Origin of the sequence: Hydrogenophaga sp., assembly GCF_019264445.1 — a bacterium.
In the GTDB taxonomy this organism is placed as follows: domain Bacteria; phylum Pseudomonadota; class Gammaproteobacteria; order Burkholderiales; family Burkholderiaceae_C; genus Hydrogenophaga.
On the sequence record NZ_JAHVAB010000090.1, the window covers coordinates 1 to 15,245 of the forward strand.

General features: G+C 67.6%; 13 protein-coding genes. 10 read left to right on the forward strand and 3 right to left on the reverse strand.

Annotated features, from left to right (window positions below; all coding sequences use genetic code 11):
- The 3 genes from KXJ60_RS21225 to KXJ60_RS21235 form a co-directional block, all read left to right on the forward strand.
- On the forward strand, positions 1-1,888 hold a 1,888-nt coding region (locus KXJ60_RS21225), incomplete at its 5' end, for a hypothetical protein (RefSeq protein ID WP_291132300.1).
- A gap of 21 nt (positions 1,889-1,909) precedes the next feature.
- Positions 1,910-2,977 carry a phosphatase PAP2 family protein gene (locus tag KXJ60_RS21230; RefSeq protein WP_291132302.1) on the forward strand — a complete coding sequence of 356 codons (1,068 nt, stop codon included), beginning with the start codon at positions 1,910-1,912 and terminating at the stop codon, positions 2,975-2,977.
- A complete protein-coding gene (locus tag KXJ60_RS21235; RefSeq protein WP_291132303.1) occupies positions 2,974-4,905 on the forward strand; it encodes a hypothetical protein in 1,932 nt (643 codons plus the stop codon). Before KXJ60_RS21230 ends, KXJ60_RS21235 begins: the two co-directional genes overlap by 4 nt.
- Positions 4,906-4,918: 13 nt before the next feature.
- Here the strand turns inward: KXJ60_RS21235 and KXJ60_RS21240 are convergent, their stop codons facing one another.
- The 3 genes from KXJ60_RS21240 to KXJ60_RS21250 all read right to left on the reverse strand — a co-directional run bounded on the left by KXJ60_RS21240 (position 4,919) and on the right by KXJ60_RS21250 (position 8,058).
- Positions 4,919-5,569, reverse strand: a complete 651-nt coding sequence (locus KXJ60_RS21240) for a Crp/Fnr family transcriptional regulator (protein WP_291132305.1) — start codon at positions 5,567-5,569, stop codon at positions 4,919-4,921.
- A 6-nt stretch (positions 5,570-5,575) separates the two neighbouring features.
- The gene (locus KXJ60_RS21245) at positions 5,576-6,268 is read right to left on the reverse strand and encodes a hypothetical protein (protein ID WP_291132308.1); all 693 of its coding nucleotides are present in this window, start codon (positions 6,266-6,268) and stop codon (positions 5,576-5,578) included.
- An 86-nt stretch (positions 6,269-6,354) separates the two neighbouring features.
- Entirely contained in the window at positions 6,355-8,058 is a 1,704-nt protein-coding gene (locus KXJ60_RS21250; protein ID WP_291132311.1) for a thiamine pyrophosphate-binding protein, read from the reverse strand.
- 35 nt (positions 8,059-8,093) lie between these two features.
- On the opposite strand from KXJ60_RS21250, the gene KXJ60_RS21255 reads away from it, so the two are divergent.
- From KXJ60_RS21255 to KXJ60_RS21285, 7 genes are all read left to right on the forward strand, one after another.
- Complete coding sequence (locus KXJ60_RS21255) at positions 8,094-8,744, forward strand: TetR/AcrR family transcriptional regulator (protein WP_291132313.1); 651 nt, start codon at positions 8,094-8,096, stop codon at positions 8,742-8,744.
- Positions 8,745-8,821: 77 nt separating this feature from the next.
- Positions 8,822-9,829 (forward strand): tripartite tricarboxylate transporter substrate binding protein, encoded by a 1,008-nt coding sequence (locus tag KXJ60_RS21260; protein WP_291132315.1) that lies wholly within the window; start codon positions 8,822-8,824, stop codon positions 9,827-9,829.
- Positions 9,830-9,850: 21 nt separating this feature from the next.
- Positions 9,851-10,345, forward strand: coding sequence for a tripartite tricarboxylate transporter TctB family protein (locus KXJ60_RS21265; protein WP_291132318.1), 495 nt, complete (start codon positions 9,851-9,853; stop codon positions 10,343-10,345).
- A 7-nt stretch (positions 10,346-10,352) separates the two neighbouring features.
- Entirely contained in the window at positions 10,353-11,846 is a 1,494-nt protein-coding gene (locus tag KXJ60_RS21270; protein ID WP_291132321.1) for a tripartite tricarboxylate transporter permease, read from the forward strand.
- Complete coding sequence (locus KXJ60_RS21275; protein ID WP_291132324.1) at positions 11,843-12,673, forward strand: sugar phosphate isomerase/epimerase family protein; 831 nt, start codon at positions 11,843-11,845, stop codon at positions 12,671-12,673. The genes KXJ60_RS21270 and KXJ60_RS21275 overlap by 4 nt, the downstream gene beginning before the upstream one ends.
- Positions 12,670-14,025: an enolase C-terminal domain-like protein gene (locus KXJ60_RS21280; protein WP_291132327.1), complete on the forward strand. Its 1,356-nt coding sequence runs from the start codon at positions 12,670-12,672 to the stop codon at positions 14,023-14,025. Before KXJ60_RS21275 ends, KXJ60_RS21280 begins: the two co-directional genes overlap by 4 nt.
- A gap of 231 nt (positions 14,026-14,256) precedes the next feature.
- Positions 14,257-15,228, forward strand: coding sequence for a tripartite tricarboxylate transporter substrate binding protein (locus tag KXJ60_RS21285; RefSeq protein WP_291132329.1), 972 nt, complete (start codon positions 14,257-14,259; stop codon positions 15,226-15,228).
- The last annotated feature ends 17 nt before the right edge of the window (positions 15,229-15,245 follow it).

Consider the following 15,245-nt stretch of genomic DNA (forward strand, 5'->3'; position numbering starts at 1 on the left):
GCGCTGGGAGACCTGTGAGAAACTGCAACAAACTCCCGACTCCCTCCCCATCGGCATGAACGCAAGCCAGCCCGTGACCGCTTCACCCACACTGGAAGCAGAGAAAGCGCCCCCGACCACCCCCCCGTTGCCACAGCAACGGCACAAGGTCGTGCTGGTGATCGATCTGGTCGAGTCGGTGCGGCTCATGGCGGCCAATGAGGCGGCTGTGGTGAACCAGTGGCGCGGCTTCCTGCACCACGCCACCACGCAGGTGCTGCCTTCGTGCCATGGCCGCCTGGTCAAGAGCCTGGGCGACGGGCTGCTGGCCGAGTTTGACCGGCCCACCGACGGCGTGCGCGCAGCGCTCGCGATGCACCAGTACTTTGGCCCACTCAACCAGAGCCTGCCGCCCGCCCAACAACTGCACCTGCGCGCAGGCCTGAACGCCACGAACCTCTACGTCGACGAAAACGATGTGTACGGCCACGGCGTGAACCTCGCTGCACGCGTGTCGGACCTCGCTGCACCTGGCGAAACGCTCGTCACCACCAGCATCTTCGACGGCATCGTCGTCGGCGTAGACGCCGAAGTGGAAGACCGCGGCGAGAGCTACCTCAAGCACTGGCCCGAGCCGGTGCGCACCTGGCAGGTGTACCCGGTGTCTGCCGCTTCGGCGGCGGTGCGCCCGCGCGTGCCTGAAGGCGCAGCCACCGACTTCCGCCCTTCGATTGCGGTCGTACCCTTCGAAACCCGAAGCCACGCGGCCGAGCAGTTCGTCATCGGCGAGCTGATCGCTGACGGCGTGATCGCACAGCTCGCCCGCAGCCAGAACCTGCGCGTGATCTCGCGCATGTCCACCACCGCATTCCGGGGCCGCCAGAGCAGCGCCGGTGAAATCGGCCAATGCCTGGATGCGACCTTCGTGCTGGGCGGCAGCTATGTCACGTATGGCGAAAAGGTCGTCATCATGGCCGAGCTCTCGGACCGCAAGCGCGGCGAGGTGATCTGGGCCGAGCGCCTGTCTGGCGACACGCGCGACCTGCTGGAAATCCAGAGCGGCCTGATCGATGCGCTGTGTTCGGCGTGCGCCAAGGCGCTGCTCAACGACGTGGTGCAGCGCACCCTGGTGCTGCCCGTGCCCCAGCTCGACAGCAATGCGCTGATGCTGGGCGGCATCACCCTCATGCACCGCTCCACGCCGCGCGACCTGCAGCGCAGCCACCAGCTGCTCGAAGCCGTGGTGGAACGCCACAAACGTGTGGCCACGCCTTGGGCGTGGCTGGCCAAGTGGCACATCATGCAAGTGGTGCAAGGCCTGTCTGGCGAACCGGCGCGCGATTTTCAGCGTGCGATTGACACCGCAGACCGCGCGCTCGACCTGGAACCCAGCAGCTCGCTGGCCATGGCCATCAAGGGCCATGCGCTGTGCCACCTGGGCGAGGACGTGGACGCCTCACACCGCCTGCTCCAGGAAGCCACGCAGAGCAACCCCAACGATCCGATGGCCTGGCTGTACAACAGCGTGTGGTCGACGATGTGGGGCACGCCGGAAGACTCCATGACGGAGGCGGAGAACGCCTTGCACCTCTCTCCGCTGGACCCGCAGAAATACTATTTCGAGATGATGCTGGCGACCAGCTGCGCAGCGCTCGAGCAATGGGATCGCGCCATCGTGCTCTGCCGCGCTTCGCTGATGAAGAACCGGTACCACCTGCCCACCATTCGGACTTTGCTGATCGCTCAACACGAACTAGGCCTGGAGAAAGAGGCAAAAGAGACTTTCACGCTCTTGACGCAACTGCAACCGCATTTGACGGTACAGCAGTACTTGGCCGCCGGAGGCGAGAGCCCGCTAAGGCAACGTGTCGCGAAAGCGCTGACCAGTTTGGGTCTTCGAATTCACTAATCAACCAACCAGGGGAACCCTATGAGCGGCGGCATCAGTGGCGGGATAAGTGGGGGCATCAGTGGAGGAATAAGCGGTGGTATCAGTGGTGGAATCGTCTCCGCCGACGCCCTCATCCTCAGCCGTGCCGCCATCGTGGGCCCGTTCAACGGCGCGGTGCTCCACGTCAACGAACCCACATTCGACCACCCGCCCAACCTCGCGCTCTGGGCCGATGGGCCGCGCCTGGAAGCATGCTTCACACAGCTCGTTGAAGGCCTGCTCTTCAAGACGCGCAGCGGTCCCAAAGACGCCACGCTGGAATTCGCCAACCTGCAGGCCAGCAACATCCAGCGCAAGCCGCTCGTGCGCATGCGTGCGCCGACCAAGGCGCAGTTCAAGAAGCAGCTCGACCTTGTGGCCGCCTATGCCGATCTGCGCGCCGACCGCGCGGTGGAAATCGTGGACCAGCGCACCCCGCCCATCGCATTTTGGTCTTCCGTGGTCGGGCTCACGGCGCACCGCCACAAGAAGACGCTGCAGCTGATCGACCTCGTGTTTTCGCTGTGCATCTTCGTGGAGATGCGCTTCAAGCACATCTTCGCCAGCATCCGCCCGGTGGCCATCTCGCCGCAGATCCAGCCCATGATCGAAACGCCGGGGCACGGCAGTTGGCCCAGTGGGCACGCGACCGAGGCCTTTGCCGTGGCCACCTTGCTTCAGGCCCTGCTGGATACCGTACCCAGTACGGGTTCAACGCCCAACGGCGTGCTCAGCCGGGAGCAACTGCAACGCCTGGCCGCGCGCATCGCGACCAACCGCGTGGTGGCCGGCGTGCACTACCCCGTGGACAGTGCCGCAGGCCGCCTGCTCGGGACGGCGCTGGCCGAGTTCCTGGTGGCGCGCGCCACCGGCACGCGCGTGCACGAGCGTGGCTTTGATGGCCGACTGTTTGAGGGGCCCAACGGCGAGCCGCTGGACTTCAGCCTGCACCAGTCGATGGACCACACCAGCGGCCACGCCTACACGCGCGCTGCCGCGTCCACCGCCGTGGGCAACGCGCCGCTGCTGAACTGGCTCTGGGAGGAAGCGCTCAAGGAGTGGGCATGAGCGGCGCATGGCAGCCGCTGCCCACCGGTGAGTTCACCGGCATCGACTGGAGCGCGCCCGGCGCCATCGACGGCGAAGACCCCTACCTCGCTTGGGCCGAGGCCGATCATTTCGCCGGCTACCACCTGGGGCGGGGCAAGAAGCCACCCAAGTGGTTGCCGATCGTGATCGAGCTGAGCGCCCATGCCGACGTGCCCGCGCTGGTGGCGGCTTCGTCCACCGCGTGGCTGCAGATTCCGCGTGTGTACCTCAACATGCCGGGCTTGCGCTTTTGCAGCGCGCGCGTGAAGCGGCGCTTCTTCGACCAATGGCGCCAAAACGCTCACCTGCGTGGGCTGATCCAGCGCTTCGAGCTGGGCTTGCCTGTGGGCCACCACACGCACCCGCTGGTGGACCCGTGCACCCCTGGCAGCCAGCCCGCCCCTGCGCCGGGGCTGCTCACTGGCAAGGTGCTGGGCCTGATCGACGGTGGCCTGGCGTTCGCCAACGACCAGTTTCTCGACACGCAAGGCCGCACGCGGGTGAAGCACTTCTGGCGGCAGGACGACACCGTCAATGGCAACTGGCCCGGCAACCAGCCGCGCCACCGCGTGCCGCTGGACCCCACCCGCGCAGGGCCCACACCGTGCGACATGGGTTACGGTCACGAACTCTCGGGTGCCGCCATCGACGCGGCCATGGCGGCCCACACGCACCACGGCCAGCTGGACGAAGCGGCGCTCTACCAACACCTGCAGCTCTGGGACCTGAGCCGGCCGGTGAACCACGGCACGCACGTGATGAGCCTGGCCTGCGGCAAGGGCAACCGGCTGCACCCCATGGACGACGAGGCCAGCCGCTGCGATCTCGTGGCGGTGCAGCTCGATTGGTCCAACGTGCTCGACACCTCGGGCGGCGCGATGAACGTGAGCGTGCTAGACGGCCTCATGTACATCCTCGCGCGCTGCGCGCCAACGGCGCAGGTGGTGGTGAACATCAGCTGGGGCACGCTGGCCGGCCCGCACGACGGCACCTCGGTGCTGGAGGCCGCCATGGACCAGCTCATCGAGCTGCTCGGTGGCCGCCTGCAAGTGGCGGTGCCCGCCGGCAATGCCTACCAGAGCCGCACCCACGCCAACGCCAGCTTGCCGCCCGGCGAATCGGTGACGCTGCACTGGCGCGTGCAGCCCGACGACCGCACGGAAAGCTATCTGGAAATCTGGCTGCCCGAGGGCGCAGAACACGTGCAGATCAGCGTGACACCGCCGGGCCAGGCCCAGCCCCTGCCACCCATGCGCATGGGCCATGCCGGCTTGTGGACCGAGGCCAACAACACGCCCCGCTGCGGCCTGATCTACCCCCGCACCTCGGCGCTGGGCAGCCACGGCACCTGCGCGCTGCTGGCGCTCGCACCCACCTTCAGCCGCAAGGCCACCGTGACGACCGCGCCCTTTGGCGCGTGGAAAGTGACGCTCGCCAACACCGGCACCACCGCCACGCTGTTCGACGCCTACATCGAGCGCGACGACGTGGCCATCGGCCAGAACACCGGGGCACGGCAGTCGTACCTGGAAGACGTGTTCTACGACACCAGCGGCAACCTGGGCTCCTTCGTGGACCATGCCGACAACCCGACGCCCATTCGGCGCAGCGGCACGTTCAACAGCCTGTCCACCGGCCAGCGCACCGTGAGCGTGGGCGGCGTGCGCCATGCACCGTCTGCCGGCGGGCTCTTTGCGCTGTATTCCCCGCGCAAGCCCGACCCCGACGCCAGCCGGCCACAACGCCCCGGAGTGAAAAACGTGCCCGACACACTGCAACCCTGCGACGACAACCCGGCGCTGTGGGGGGTGCTCGGTGCGGGCAGCCTCAGCGGCAGCGTGGTGCGCCTGGCGGGCACGAGTTCATCGGCCCCTTTGCAGGCGCGGGCCCTGCTCGACCACCTCTGAAACTGGCGGGCGCCTACCAGCGCGCGGGCAGCGGCTTGCGCAACACGATCCAGCGCTCGCGCACCGCAATGTAGCCGCCCGTTTCCAGGTCTTTCAGCAGGCGGCTGACCATCTCGCGCGAGCAGGCCAGGTGCTGCGCCATCTGCTGGTGGGTGAGGCGCTCCTTCAAGGGGCGCTCGCCCTGCTCGTTCGGGCTGCGGGCCAGCTCGTTGAGCAGACGCACCAGGCGGCCGTACACGTCGATCAAGGCCACGCTGCGCGCGCTGTCGGTGGCCAGGCGTGCGCGCCGGATCAGGCGGGCCATGAGCTCCAGGGCGAATTCGGGGTGGGCGGCGATGTAGTCCAGCAGCGTGGCCCGCGTGACCACCGCACAGGTGCTGGCCTCTGCCGCCTCGACGTTGGCCGAGCGCGGGCCGCCGTCCAGCGACATTTCGCCCACGTACTCCAGCGGGCCATACATGCCCAGCGTGAGCTCACGGCCCTGGTTGTCGGAAACGAATGCGCGCAAGCGCCCCTGCAGGACGATGTAGAGCGTGTCGCCTGTCTCGCCTTCCTGGATCAGCAACGCACCGCGCCGGTACTTGCGCGCCATGCCCAGATCGGCAAGCGCTTCAATGTGGTGGGTGTTCGGGGGGGTGGCAAAGGGAACGGCGGTTGCAGGCATCCATGCTCACGGGTGGGAAAACTCCGTGGCATTGTGGGGCATGGGCGTGATGATGCGCAAGGCAGGGACCACCGGCGGCAGCGTGTTGACCCGGTGCAGCAGGTCGCGGATGCTGGGCGAGCCGGCTTTTTCGCGCAGCGTCTTCACCTGGCTGCGAATGGTGGACTCGGCCACGCCGTGCTCCTTGGCGATTTCGGCGATCTGCCAACCCCGGCACAGGCCCATGAGCACCGACTCCTCGCTCGGGCTCAAGCCCAGCGTGCGCGCAAACATGCGCACCGCGAGGTTGTCGCTCGGGCTCTGGCGCGAGAGCAGCACCAGCACCGATGGCGCATCGGGCTCCAGCGGATGGCTCAGCGGCATGAAGGCCAGCGACAGCTCCTTGTCGCCCACGTTCAGCATCACCAGCTTGCGCTGGCCGCGAAACGACGATTCCATGGCGTGCTGGATCTGCGAAGTGAATTCCGCGCTGCTGCCGAGCAGGCTGTTGCCGTACGACATGATCAAGCGGCCCTGGGCGAGCTCGTGGCGCGCGAGGTGGTTGGCGTGCAGGATGTGGCCCTGCGGATCGATGATCAGCATGCCGTAGTCGATCTCGTCGAACACCCGCATGAGCTGCTGGTGCGACAGGACCGCGCGCGTGCTGCTGCCGGTCGCGTCCGAGCCGCCGTTCCACGACGTATCTGATGTCTGCCACATGACCAACCCCTGTAAATGGATGGCCCAGTCTAGGCAGCCCCCGCACCGCGCAGGTGTGTGCAGGTGCCGGGAACTTTGTGACGCAGTTACCTTGCGCCGCCCTGCGCCGCCTGCCGGATGGCCGTGAGCGTGCCGCGGGTGGTGATCACATCCACGTCCAGCATCACCTCGATCAGGCTGCCACCCGGTGCGGCCAGGGCGCGTTGCAGCGCGGGCTCGAACTCGGCCGTGTGCGTGATGCGCTCGGCCTGGTAGCCATAGGCGCGGGCCAGCGCGCAGAAGTCGGGGTTGCTCAGGCCTGAGCCGCTCACATGCGCGGGGTACTCGCGCTCCTGGTGCATGCGGATGGTGCCGAAGCTGCCGTTGTTGAGCAGCAGCACGATGCTTTTGGCGCCATGCTGCACCGCCGTGGCGAGCTCCTGCCCGTTCATGAGGAAGTCGCCGTCGCCGGCAATGGTGAAGGCTGTGCGACCCGTGAGGATGGCCGCACCGATGCCCGCAGGCACGCCGTAGCCCATGGCGCCATTGGTGGGGGCCAGCTGCGTCTTGAAGCCCTTGGCCAGGCCCGGGTAGCGGTAGAAGCGGTGCAGCCAGCTGGCGAAGTTGCCAGCACCGTTGGTGAGCACGGCATCGGCCGGCAGGTGCGCCTGCAGCGTGTGGATGAGCGCGGGCATGTCGATGGTGCCGGGCAGCACCACGCCGCCATTGGCCACATCGATGTTGGCGAGGTAGTCGGCGTGGCAGGCCTGTGCCCACGCTTGCCACGGCACCGATGGCGGCGCGGTGAGCACCTCCAGGCTGCGGGCGGCGGCGTTCAGCGTGGCGTGGATGGCGAGCGTGGGCTGGTAGACCCGGCCCAGCTCCTCGCCGCTGGCGTGGATGTGCACCAGCTTCTGACGGGGCAGCGGCGCCTCGATCAAGGTGTAGCCGCCGGTGGTGGCCTCGCCCAGGCGTGGGCCGATGGCGATCAGCAGGTCGCTTTCGCGCACGCGCCGCGCCAGCGCCGGGTTGATGCCCAGCCCCACGTCGCCCGCGCACAGCGGGTGGTGGTTGTCAAAAGTGTCCTGGAAGCGAAAGGCGTTGGCCACCGGCAGCTGCCAGTTTTCGGCGAAGCGCTGCAGCGCGGCGGCCGACTGCGGTGTCCAGCCGCCACCGCCGGCGATCACCAGCGGGCGCTCGCTGGCCAGCAGCAGGGTGCGCAGCTCGCGCAAGGCACCCGGGTCGCTCCAGGCCTGCACCGGCTCCACGCGCGGCAGGGGTTCGGCGTCCACGCTCTGCGTGAGCATGTCTTCGGGCAGCACCAGCACCACCGGGCCGGGCCGTCCGTTCATGGCGGTGGCAAACGCGCGCGCCACGTATTCGGGAATGCGGCGTGCGTCGTCAATGCGCTCCACGCGCTTGGCCATGCCCTTGGTGGACGGGCCGAAGAACGCGGCGTAGTCCACCTCCTGAAAGGCCTCGCGGTCGCGCGCGTCGCTCGCCACGTCGCCCACAAAAAGCACCATGGGTGTGGAATCCTGGAACGCGGTGTGCAGGCCGATGGACGCGTTGGTGGCACCGGGCCCGCGCGTCACGAAGCACACGCCCGGCCGCCCGGTGAGCTTGCCCTGCGCCTCGGCCATGAAGGCCGCGCCGCCTTCCTGCCGGTTGGTGATGAATCGAATGCGATCGGCGTGGGCATGAAAGCCGTCGAGCACCGCGAGGTAACTTTCCCCGGGCACGCCAAAGGCGTGCGTCACACCCTGGACAATCAGACATTCCACAAGCAGGTGGCCAGCGATGCGGGTCATTTGACTTTATTAACCAATTAGAGAATTATTGCGGCATGAGCACCCCACCCACACCCGTGACGGAAGAGCGCCTGAGAGACGCCGACCGCTCGCAGAATACCATTCTGATCGCGGCGCGAGACGAGTTTGCGGAGCATGGTCTGGGGGGTGCGCGCATGGACCGCATCGCTGAACGCGCGGGCCTGAACAAGCGCCTGATCTACTACTACTTCGAGGACAAGGAGCGGCTGTTTCAGGCCGTGCTGGAGCAGGCCTACCGCGACATCCGCGAGGAAGAGCAGCAGCTCAACCTGCTGCACCTCAAGCCCGAAACCGCGCTGCGCCGCCTGGTGGAGTTCACCTGGAACTACTACCTGGAGCACCCGGAATTTCTCACCCTGCTCAACAGCGCCAACCTGCACCGCGCGCGCCACCTGGAGCAGTCCGAGCGGGCCCGCCAGCTGAACTCGCCGCTGATCGCCACGCTGGGCGAAATCATTGAACGCGGCCGGGCAGACGGAAGCTTTCGCGGGGGTGTCGATCCGCTGCAGCTCTATGTGTCGATCGCCGGGCTGTCGTACTTCTACCTCTCCAACAACCACACGCTCTCGGCCATCTTCGGGCGCGACCTCATGACGCCCAAGGCGCGCAGCGAACGCCTGTCCCACATGTGCGAGGTGATCCTAGGGTATGTCCTGATGAGCTGAAGTGGCTGGCGGCTTGACGGGCCGGGGTGTGGTTTCTACTATTAACTGCTCGGTGAATTAAACCCTGGAGACCACGCATGAAAACCGCCCTGCCCCTTCGCCATCTGTTCATCACCTCCCTGCTGACCCTGGCCACGGCCAGCGCCATGGCCCAGTGGAAGCCCGACCGCCCGATCACGCTGATCGTGCCGTGGGCACCGGGCGGCTCCACCGACCAGGTCTCGCGCGTCACGGCGGCCGAGCTTGAAAAGCACCTGGGCCAGAAGATCGTGGTGATGAACCAGCCAGGCGCCTCGGGCTCGGTGGGCACCAAGAACGCCATGGCCGCGCCCGCCGACGGCTACACCTGGACCGCTGGCGGCGCCAAAGACCTCGGCACCTACAAGGTGCTGGGCATGCTCGACACCTCGGCCAACGACTGGAACCTGTACCTGAATGTGGCGCACATCGCGGTGGTGGGCGTGAACGCCGACGCGCCGTACAAGAACATGACCGAACTGCTCGCCGCCATGAAGGCCAAGCCCGGCGCGGTGTCGGTGGCCACGGCCGGCGTGAACTCCAGCGGCCACTCGGCCATTGAAGCCATCGCCCGTGTGGCCGGTGTGACCTACAAGCACGTGACGTACGACGGCGGTGCACCCGCCGCCGTGGCCGCCGCCTCTGGCGAAACGGAAGTGACCACGCAGCTGGCCGCCGAGCAGACCGACATGATCCGCGCCAAGAAGATCCGCCCGCTGGCGGTGGTGGGCGACAAGTCGATCGAGATCGAAGGCTACGGCACCATTCCGCCGCTGTCGCAGTTCATCCCTGGCTTCAAGGACCCGATCAACTACTTCGGCATCTTCGTGCCCAAGGGTGCGCCCGCCGAAGTGAAGCAGACGCTGGACAAGATCTGGGCCACCGAAATGGTCAAGAGCGAAGCGCTGCGCAAGTACGCGCAGTCGCGCGGCGCGATGTTCGCACCCATGGCGGGTGACGAGGCGCAGAAGGCCGTGTTCCCGGCCATCCAGTCGTACGCCTGGACGCAGCAAGCCGCCGGCAAGGCCAAGGTGTCGCCCGACACCGTGGGCATTCCCAAGCCCTGAGCACACCGCGCGGAACATCACATGACCGAGGGTGGAAAAACCGCCCGCTCCGACCTCTGGGGCGGAGCGGGTTGGGTCTTGTTCGGCCTGCTGATCGTGGCGGGCTCTGTGCGCATGGACCGCTTTGAGGCCATGGGCGCGCAGCTCTACACCATGCCGGGCTTCGTGCCCGGCATCATCGGCGCCGTGGTGGCGCTGCTGGGGCTGGTGCTGATGCTGCGCGGCGGCCTGCGCCACACCAAGGAAGCGGGTGCGGCCAGTGAACCCGCCGAACCGCTGCTGAACCGGCGCATCGTCATCACGATGCTGCTGTCGGTGTTCTACGCGGGCCTGCTGATCGGCCGCGCCCCGTTCTGGCTGGTGACGGCGCTGTTTGTTGCGGCCTTCGTCGCCACCTTTGCCCCGGCCGAGCAGACCCTGCCCCGCCGCCTCGCCGTGGCGGTCATCGCAGGCGTGCTCACCTCGGCCGTCGTCACCGTGGTGTTTCAGCAGGTCTTTCTCGTTCGCCTTCCCTAGGACCCCCATGTTTGACGGACTGATCATGTTCGGGCAGTCGATCGCGCGCTTCAGCAGCGTGGAGACGATTGCCTATGCCCTGCTGGCTTCGCTGGTGGGTGTGGTGATGGGCGCCCTGCCGGGCTTGACCGCCACCATGTCGCTGGCGCTGATGACCACGCTCACGCTCAAGCTGCCGCCCAGCCAGGCGCTGCTGATCCTCATCTGCACCTACGTGGGCTCGATCTACGGCGGCTCGCGCTCGGCCATCCTGCTCAACATTCCGGGCACCCCGGCGTCGGCCGCCTCGTGCCTGGACGGCTATGCGCTGGCGCGCCAGGGCATGGCCGGCCGCGCCATGGGCATCGCCACCACGGGCTCGGTCATGGGCACGCTGATCGGCATGTTCTTCCTCGCCACGTTCACGCCTGTGCTGGGTGGGCTGGCGCTGAAGTTTGGTGCGTACGAGTTCTTCTGGCTCGCGCTCTTCGGCGTCATCATCGCCGGCACCCTCACGGGCGACGACCCGCTCAAGGGCTGGATCGCGGGCATCGCGGGCCTGTTCATCGCCACCATCGGGCAGGAGCCGCAATACGGCTACGAGCGCTTTGCCTTTGGCGTGCGCGACCTGGCCGGCGGCATCCAGCTGGTGCCGGCGCTCGTGGGCGCGTTCGGTTTTGCCGAGCTGCTCACCGCCATGCGGCAACGCCAGCTGCCGGTGAAGATCAGCGCATTCGACACGGTGATCCCCAAGGTGCGCGACGTGTTCCAGTACTGGCGCACCATCTTGCGCTCGGGCCTGATCGGCACTGGCGTGGGCATTGTGCCGGGCGTGGGGGAAGACGTGGCGGCGTGGTCGTCGTACGCAGCAGCCAAGCGCGCGAGCAAGGAAAAAGAGAAGTTCGGCAAGGGCTCGGTGGAAGGCCTCATGGCCGCCGAAACCGGCGACAACGCCTGCGTGCCCGGCGCGGTCATCCCGGTGCTCACGCTGGCCATTCCGGGCTCGGCGCCGGCTGCGGTGCTGATGGCCGCGATGATCATCCACGGCGTCAAGCCCGGGCCGCTGATCATGGTGGAGAACCCCGAGTTCGTGTACGACGTGGTGACCATGATGCTGTTTGCCACGGTGGGCATCCTCATCTTCGGCCTGGTGCTCACCAAGGCGCTGGTGCAGGTGCTGCGCGTGCCCCAGCACCTCATCACGCCCATCGTTTTCGTGCTCTGCACCGTGGGCAGCTTTGCGATTGCCGGGCGCCTGTTCGACGTGTACGTGATGCTCGCCTTCGGCCTCATCGGCTTTGGCCTGCGGCACTACGGCTACCCCATGGCGCCGCTGGTGCTGGGCATCGTGCTCGGCGACCTGCTGGAGAAGAACCTGCGCCGCGCGCTGATCCTCTCCGACGGCAACCTCTCGCCCTTCTTCACCCGGCCCATCGCCGGTACCGTGGCGGCGCTCATCTTCGCCACCATCGGCTGGAAGCTCTGGGCACTCTATGGCCGCAAGCCCAAGGCCCCCACATGAAGCTGGCGCTGTGCAACGAGGTGCTGCAGCCCATGACGCTGGACGCGCAGTGCCAGGCCGCCGCGCGCATGGGCTACGACGCACTGGAAATCGCGCCCTTCACCCTGACCGACACACCCGAGGCGCTGGATGCCGCCGCCGCACGCCAGGTGCGCGGCACCGCGCACAGCCACGGACTGGCGGTCTCCAGCCTGCACTGGCTGCTGGTCAAGCCCGATGGCCTGTCGCTCGTGACGCACGACGCCGCGCTGCGCCAGCGCACGCTGGACCTGCTGCGCCGCCTGATCGACTTCACCGCCGCCTGCGGTGCGCGCGTGCTGGTGCACGGCTCGCCCCGCCAGCGCTCGCCCTCGGCGGGCCAGACGGTGGAGGACGCCCATGCGCGCTTCGAATCCGCCATGGCCGAGCTGGCGCCGCATGCCCAGGCCGCAGGCGTCGTCTATTGCATCGAACCGCTGGGGCGGTTTGAAACGAATGTGGTGAACACCGTGGCCGAAGCAGCGGCGATGGTCGACCGCATCGGCTCCCCTGCCCTGCGCACCATGCTGGATGTGAGCGCTGCGTCGCACAGCGAGACCGAGCCCGTGCACGAGGTGCTGCGCCGCTTCCTGGCCAGCGGCCACATCGCCCACGTGCAGGTGAACGACAAGAACCGCCGCGGCCCCGGCCAGGGCGACACCGACCAGCGCCCCGTGCTGCAAGTGCTCAAGGACGCCGGCTACAGCGGCTGGGTGGCCGTGGAACCGTTTGAATACCTGCCCGATGGCCCGGGCTGCGCCCGCGCCTCGGCACAACACGTCAGAGATCTCTGGAGAACCCTTTCATGACCGGTGTGACCCTGCGCGTCCACGAAGTGCAGCTGTACCAGCGCCACGTCACGCTGCGCCTGCCGTTTCGCTTTGGCGCCGCCACCGTCACGCAATGCCCCCAGGCCTTTGTGCGCGTGGTGGCCGTGGCCAACGGCCAGCGCGTGCAAGGCGCCAGCGCCGAGCTGATGGTGCCCAAGTGGTTCGACAAATCGCCTGCGCTCACCCACGAGCAAAACTTCGAGCAACTGCGCGAGTCGCTGCGCAACGCGCGCGAAGCCGTGCTCGCTGCCGGCGTGGCGCTCAGCCCGCACGCGCTGTCGCAAGAGGCGGGTGAAGCCGCGATGGTCGTGTCCGTGGGGCGCGGCCTGCCTCGGCTGGCCGCGCAGTTCGGCACCGCGCTGCTCGACAAGGCCGTGGCCGACGCCGCACTGCGCGCCGCGGGCCTGCCCTGGGTGGAAGGGCTGCGCGCGGGCGTGCTGGGCGACCCATGGGGCCCGCGGCTGTCTCTGCAGCGCCCCGCGCAGGTGGTGCTGCGCCACACCGTGGGCCTGGCCGACCGCCTCACCGACGCCGACCCCGGCACCGACCCGCAAGACGGCCTGCCCGCCACGCTGGAGGCCGCCATCCGCCGCCACGGCCTGCACCACTTCAAGCTCAAGCTGTGCGGCCAGATCGAGGCCGACGTGGAGCGGCTCACGCGCATCGTCGAGGTGCTGCAGCGCCTGGGCGGCGACTACCGCGTCACGCTCGATGGCAACGAAACCTTCACCGACGCCACCAGCCTGGGGCGCTTCTGGCACACCCTGCGCACCACGCCCGCGCTGGCCGAGCTGCTGCGCCGCACCCTGCTGCTGGAGCAACCGCTGGCGCGCGCCGTGGCGCTGCGCGAGTCCATCGCCTCGCTGGGCATCGGTGTGCCGGTGATCCTGGACGAGTCGGACGACCACACCGAAGCGCTCGACGAGGGCCTGGCCCTGGGCTACCACGGCATCTCCAGCAAGGCCTGCAAAGGCATCTACCGCTCGCTGCGCAACGCCCACCGCATCGCGCAAGACCCGCGCCTGCTGCTCTCGGGCGAAGACCTCACCTGCCAGGCCGGCCTGGCGGTGCAGCAAGACACCTTGCTCGCCGCCAGCCTGGGCGTGACCCACATCGAGCGCAACGGGCACCACTATGTGGACGGCTTTGGCACCGCGCCTGAAGAAGAGGCGCAGGCCTTCGCGGCGGCGCACCCCGGCCTGTACGAAAACAGCACCGGCCGCCCCCACCTCGCGGTCCACCAGGGGCAGCTCGACCTGACCTCTTTGCACGTGCCGGGCTTCGCGTCGGCGGCGGCACCGGTGTGGCGCAGCCTGCAGGCCATCGCCTGAGAGTTCACCAAACAGTTAACAAAATGGCTTGGGCACCACGGCTACACCGCGCTGATCGGTAGCCGGAAGTCGCTCCAATCCTCCCGATTCGCCAGGCCTTCCCCCTTGATAACGTCCGCATTAAGAAATTCCTCCCCGGGCTTGCAACCCAGTCCTCATCGCCCCTATAATTTCTGCTATTCACTGAATGGTGAATTAAAACCACAACCAGCCGCTTCACTGGAGACACACATGAAACTCATCCACGCCACCGCCCTGACCGTGCTCGCCCTCAGCGCCAGCCTGCCCGCCGTTGCCCAGCAGGGCTACCCGAACAAGGCCATCCGCGTGATCGTGCCGTTCGCCGCCGGCAGCACCACCGACATCATTGCCCGCGCCATCACCGACAAGATGAGCCAGAGCATGGGCCAGCCCATCGTGGTGGACAACCGCGGCGGCGCGAGCGGCACCATCGGCCAGGCGGCGGTGGCCACGGCAGCACCCGATGGCTACACCATCATGATTCACTCGTCCTCGCACACGGTGAGCCCTTCCACCTTCGCCAAGCTGTCGTTCGACACCGTGGGTGACTTCGCCGGCGTCACGCCGATCTCTTCCACGCCCAACGTGCTGGTGATCGCGCCGAGCAAGAACATCAAGACGCTGCAGCAGCTGGTATCCACCGCCAAGGCCAACCCGGGCAAGATGAACTTCGCCTCTGCCGGCCAGGGCAGCGCCACGCACCTCAACGCCGAGAAGTTCAAGATGGCCGCGCAGATCGACGCGGTGAACATCCCCTTCAAAGGCTCTGCCGAGGCGGTGACCGAAGTGCTCGCCGGGCGCGTGGACTACTACTTCTCGCCCATCGCCCCGGTGATCGGCCAGATCAAGGAAGGCCAGCTGCTCGCGCTGGCCGTGGGCTCGCCGCGCCGCGCGAGTGCCCTGCCCGATGTGCCCACCACCGCCGAAGCCGGCGTGCCGGGCTCCGAGTTCAATTTCTGGATCGGGATGATGGCCCCGGCCAAGACGCCGCGCGACGTCGTCAACCGCCTGCACGACGAGGTGGTGAAGGCCCTGGCCACCCCGGAAGTGAAGGAACGTTTCCTGAAGCTGGGCGCCGACGCCTGGACGCTCAAGCCCGAGCAGTTCGACGCCTACATCAAGGAAGAAATCAAGAGCAACGCCACGCTGGTGAAGGCCGCCGGCCTGCAAGTGGCCAACTGAGCCCGACGGGCATTACA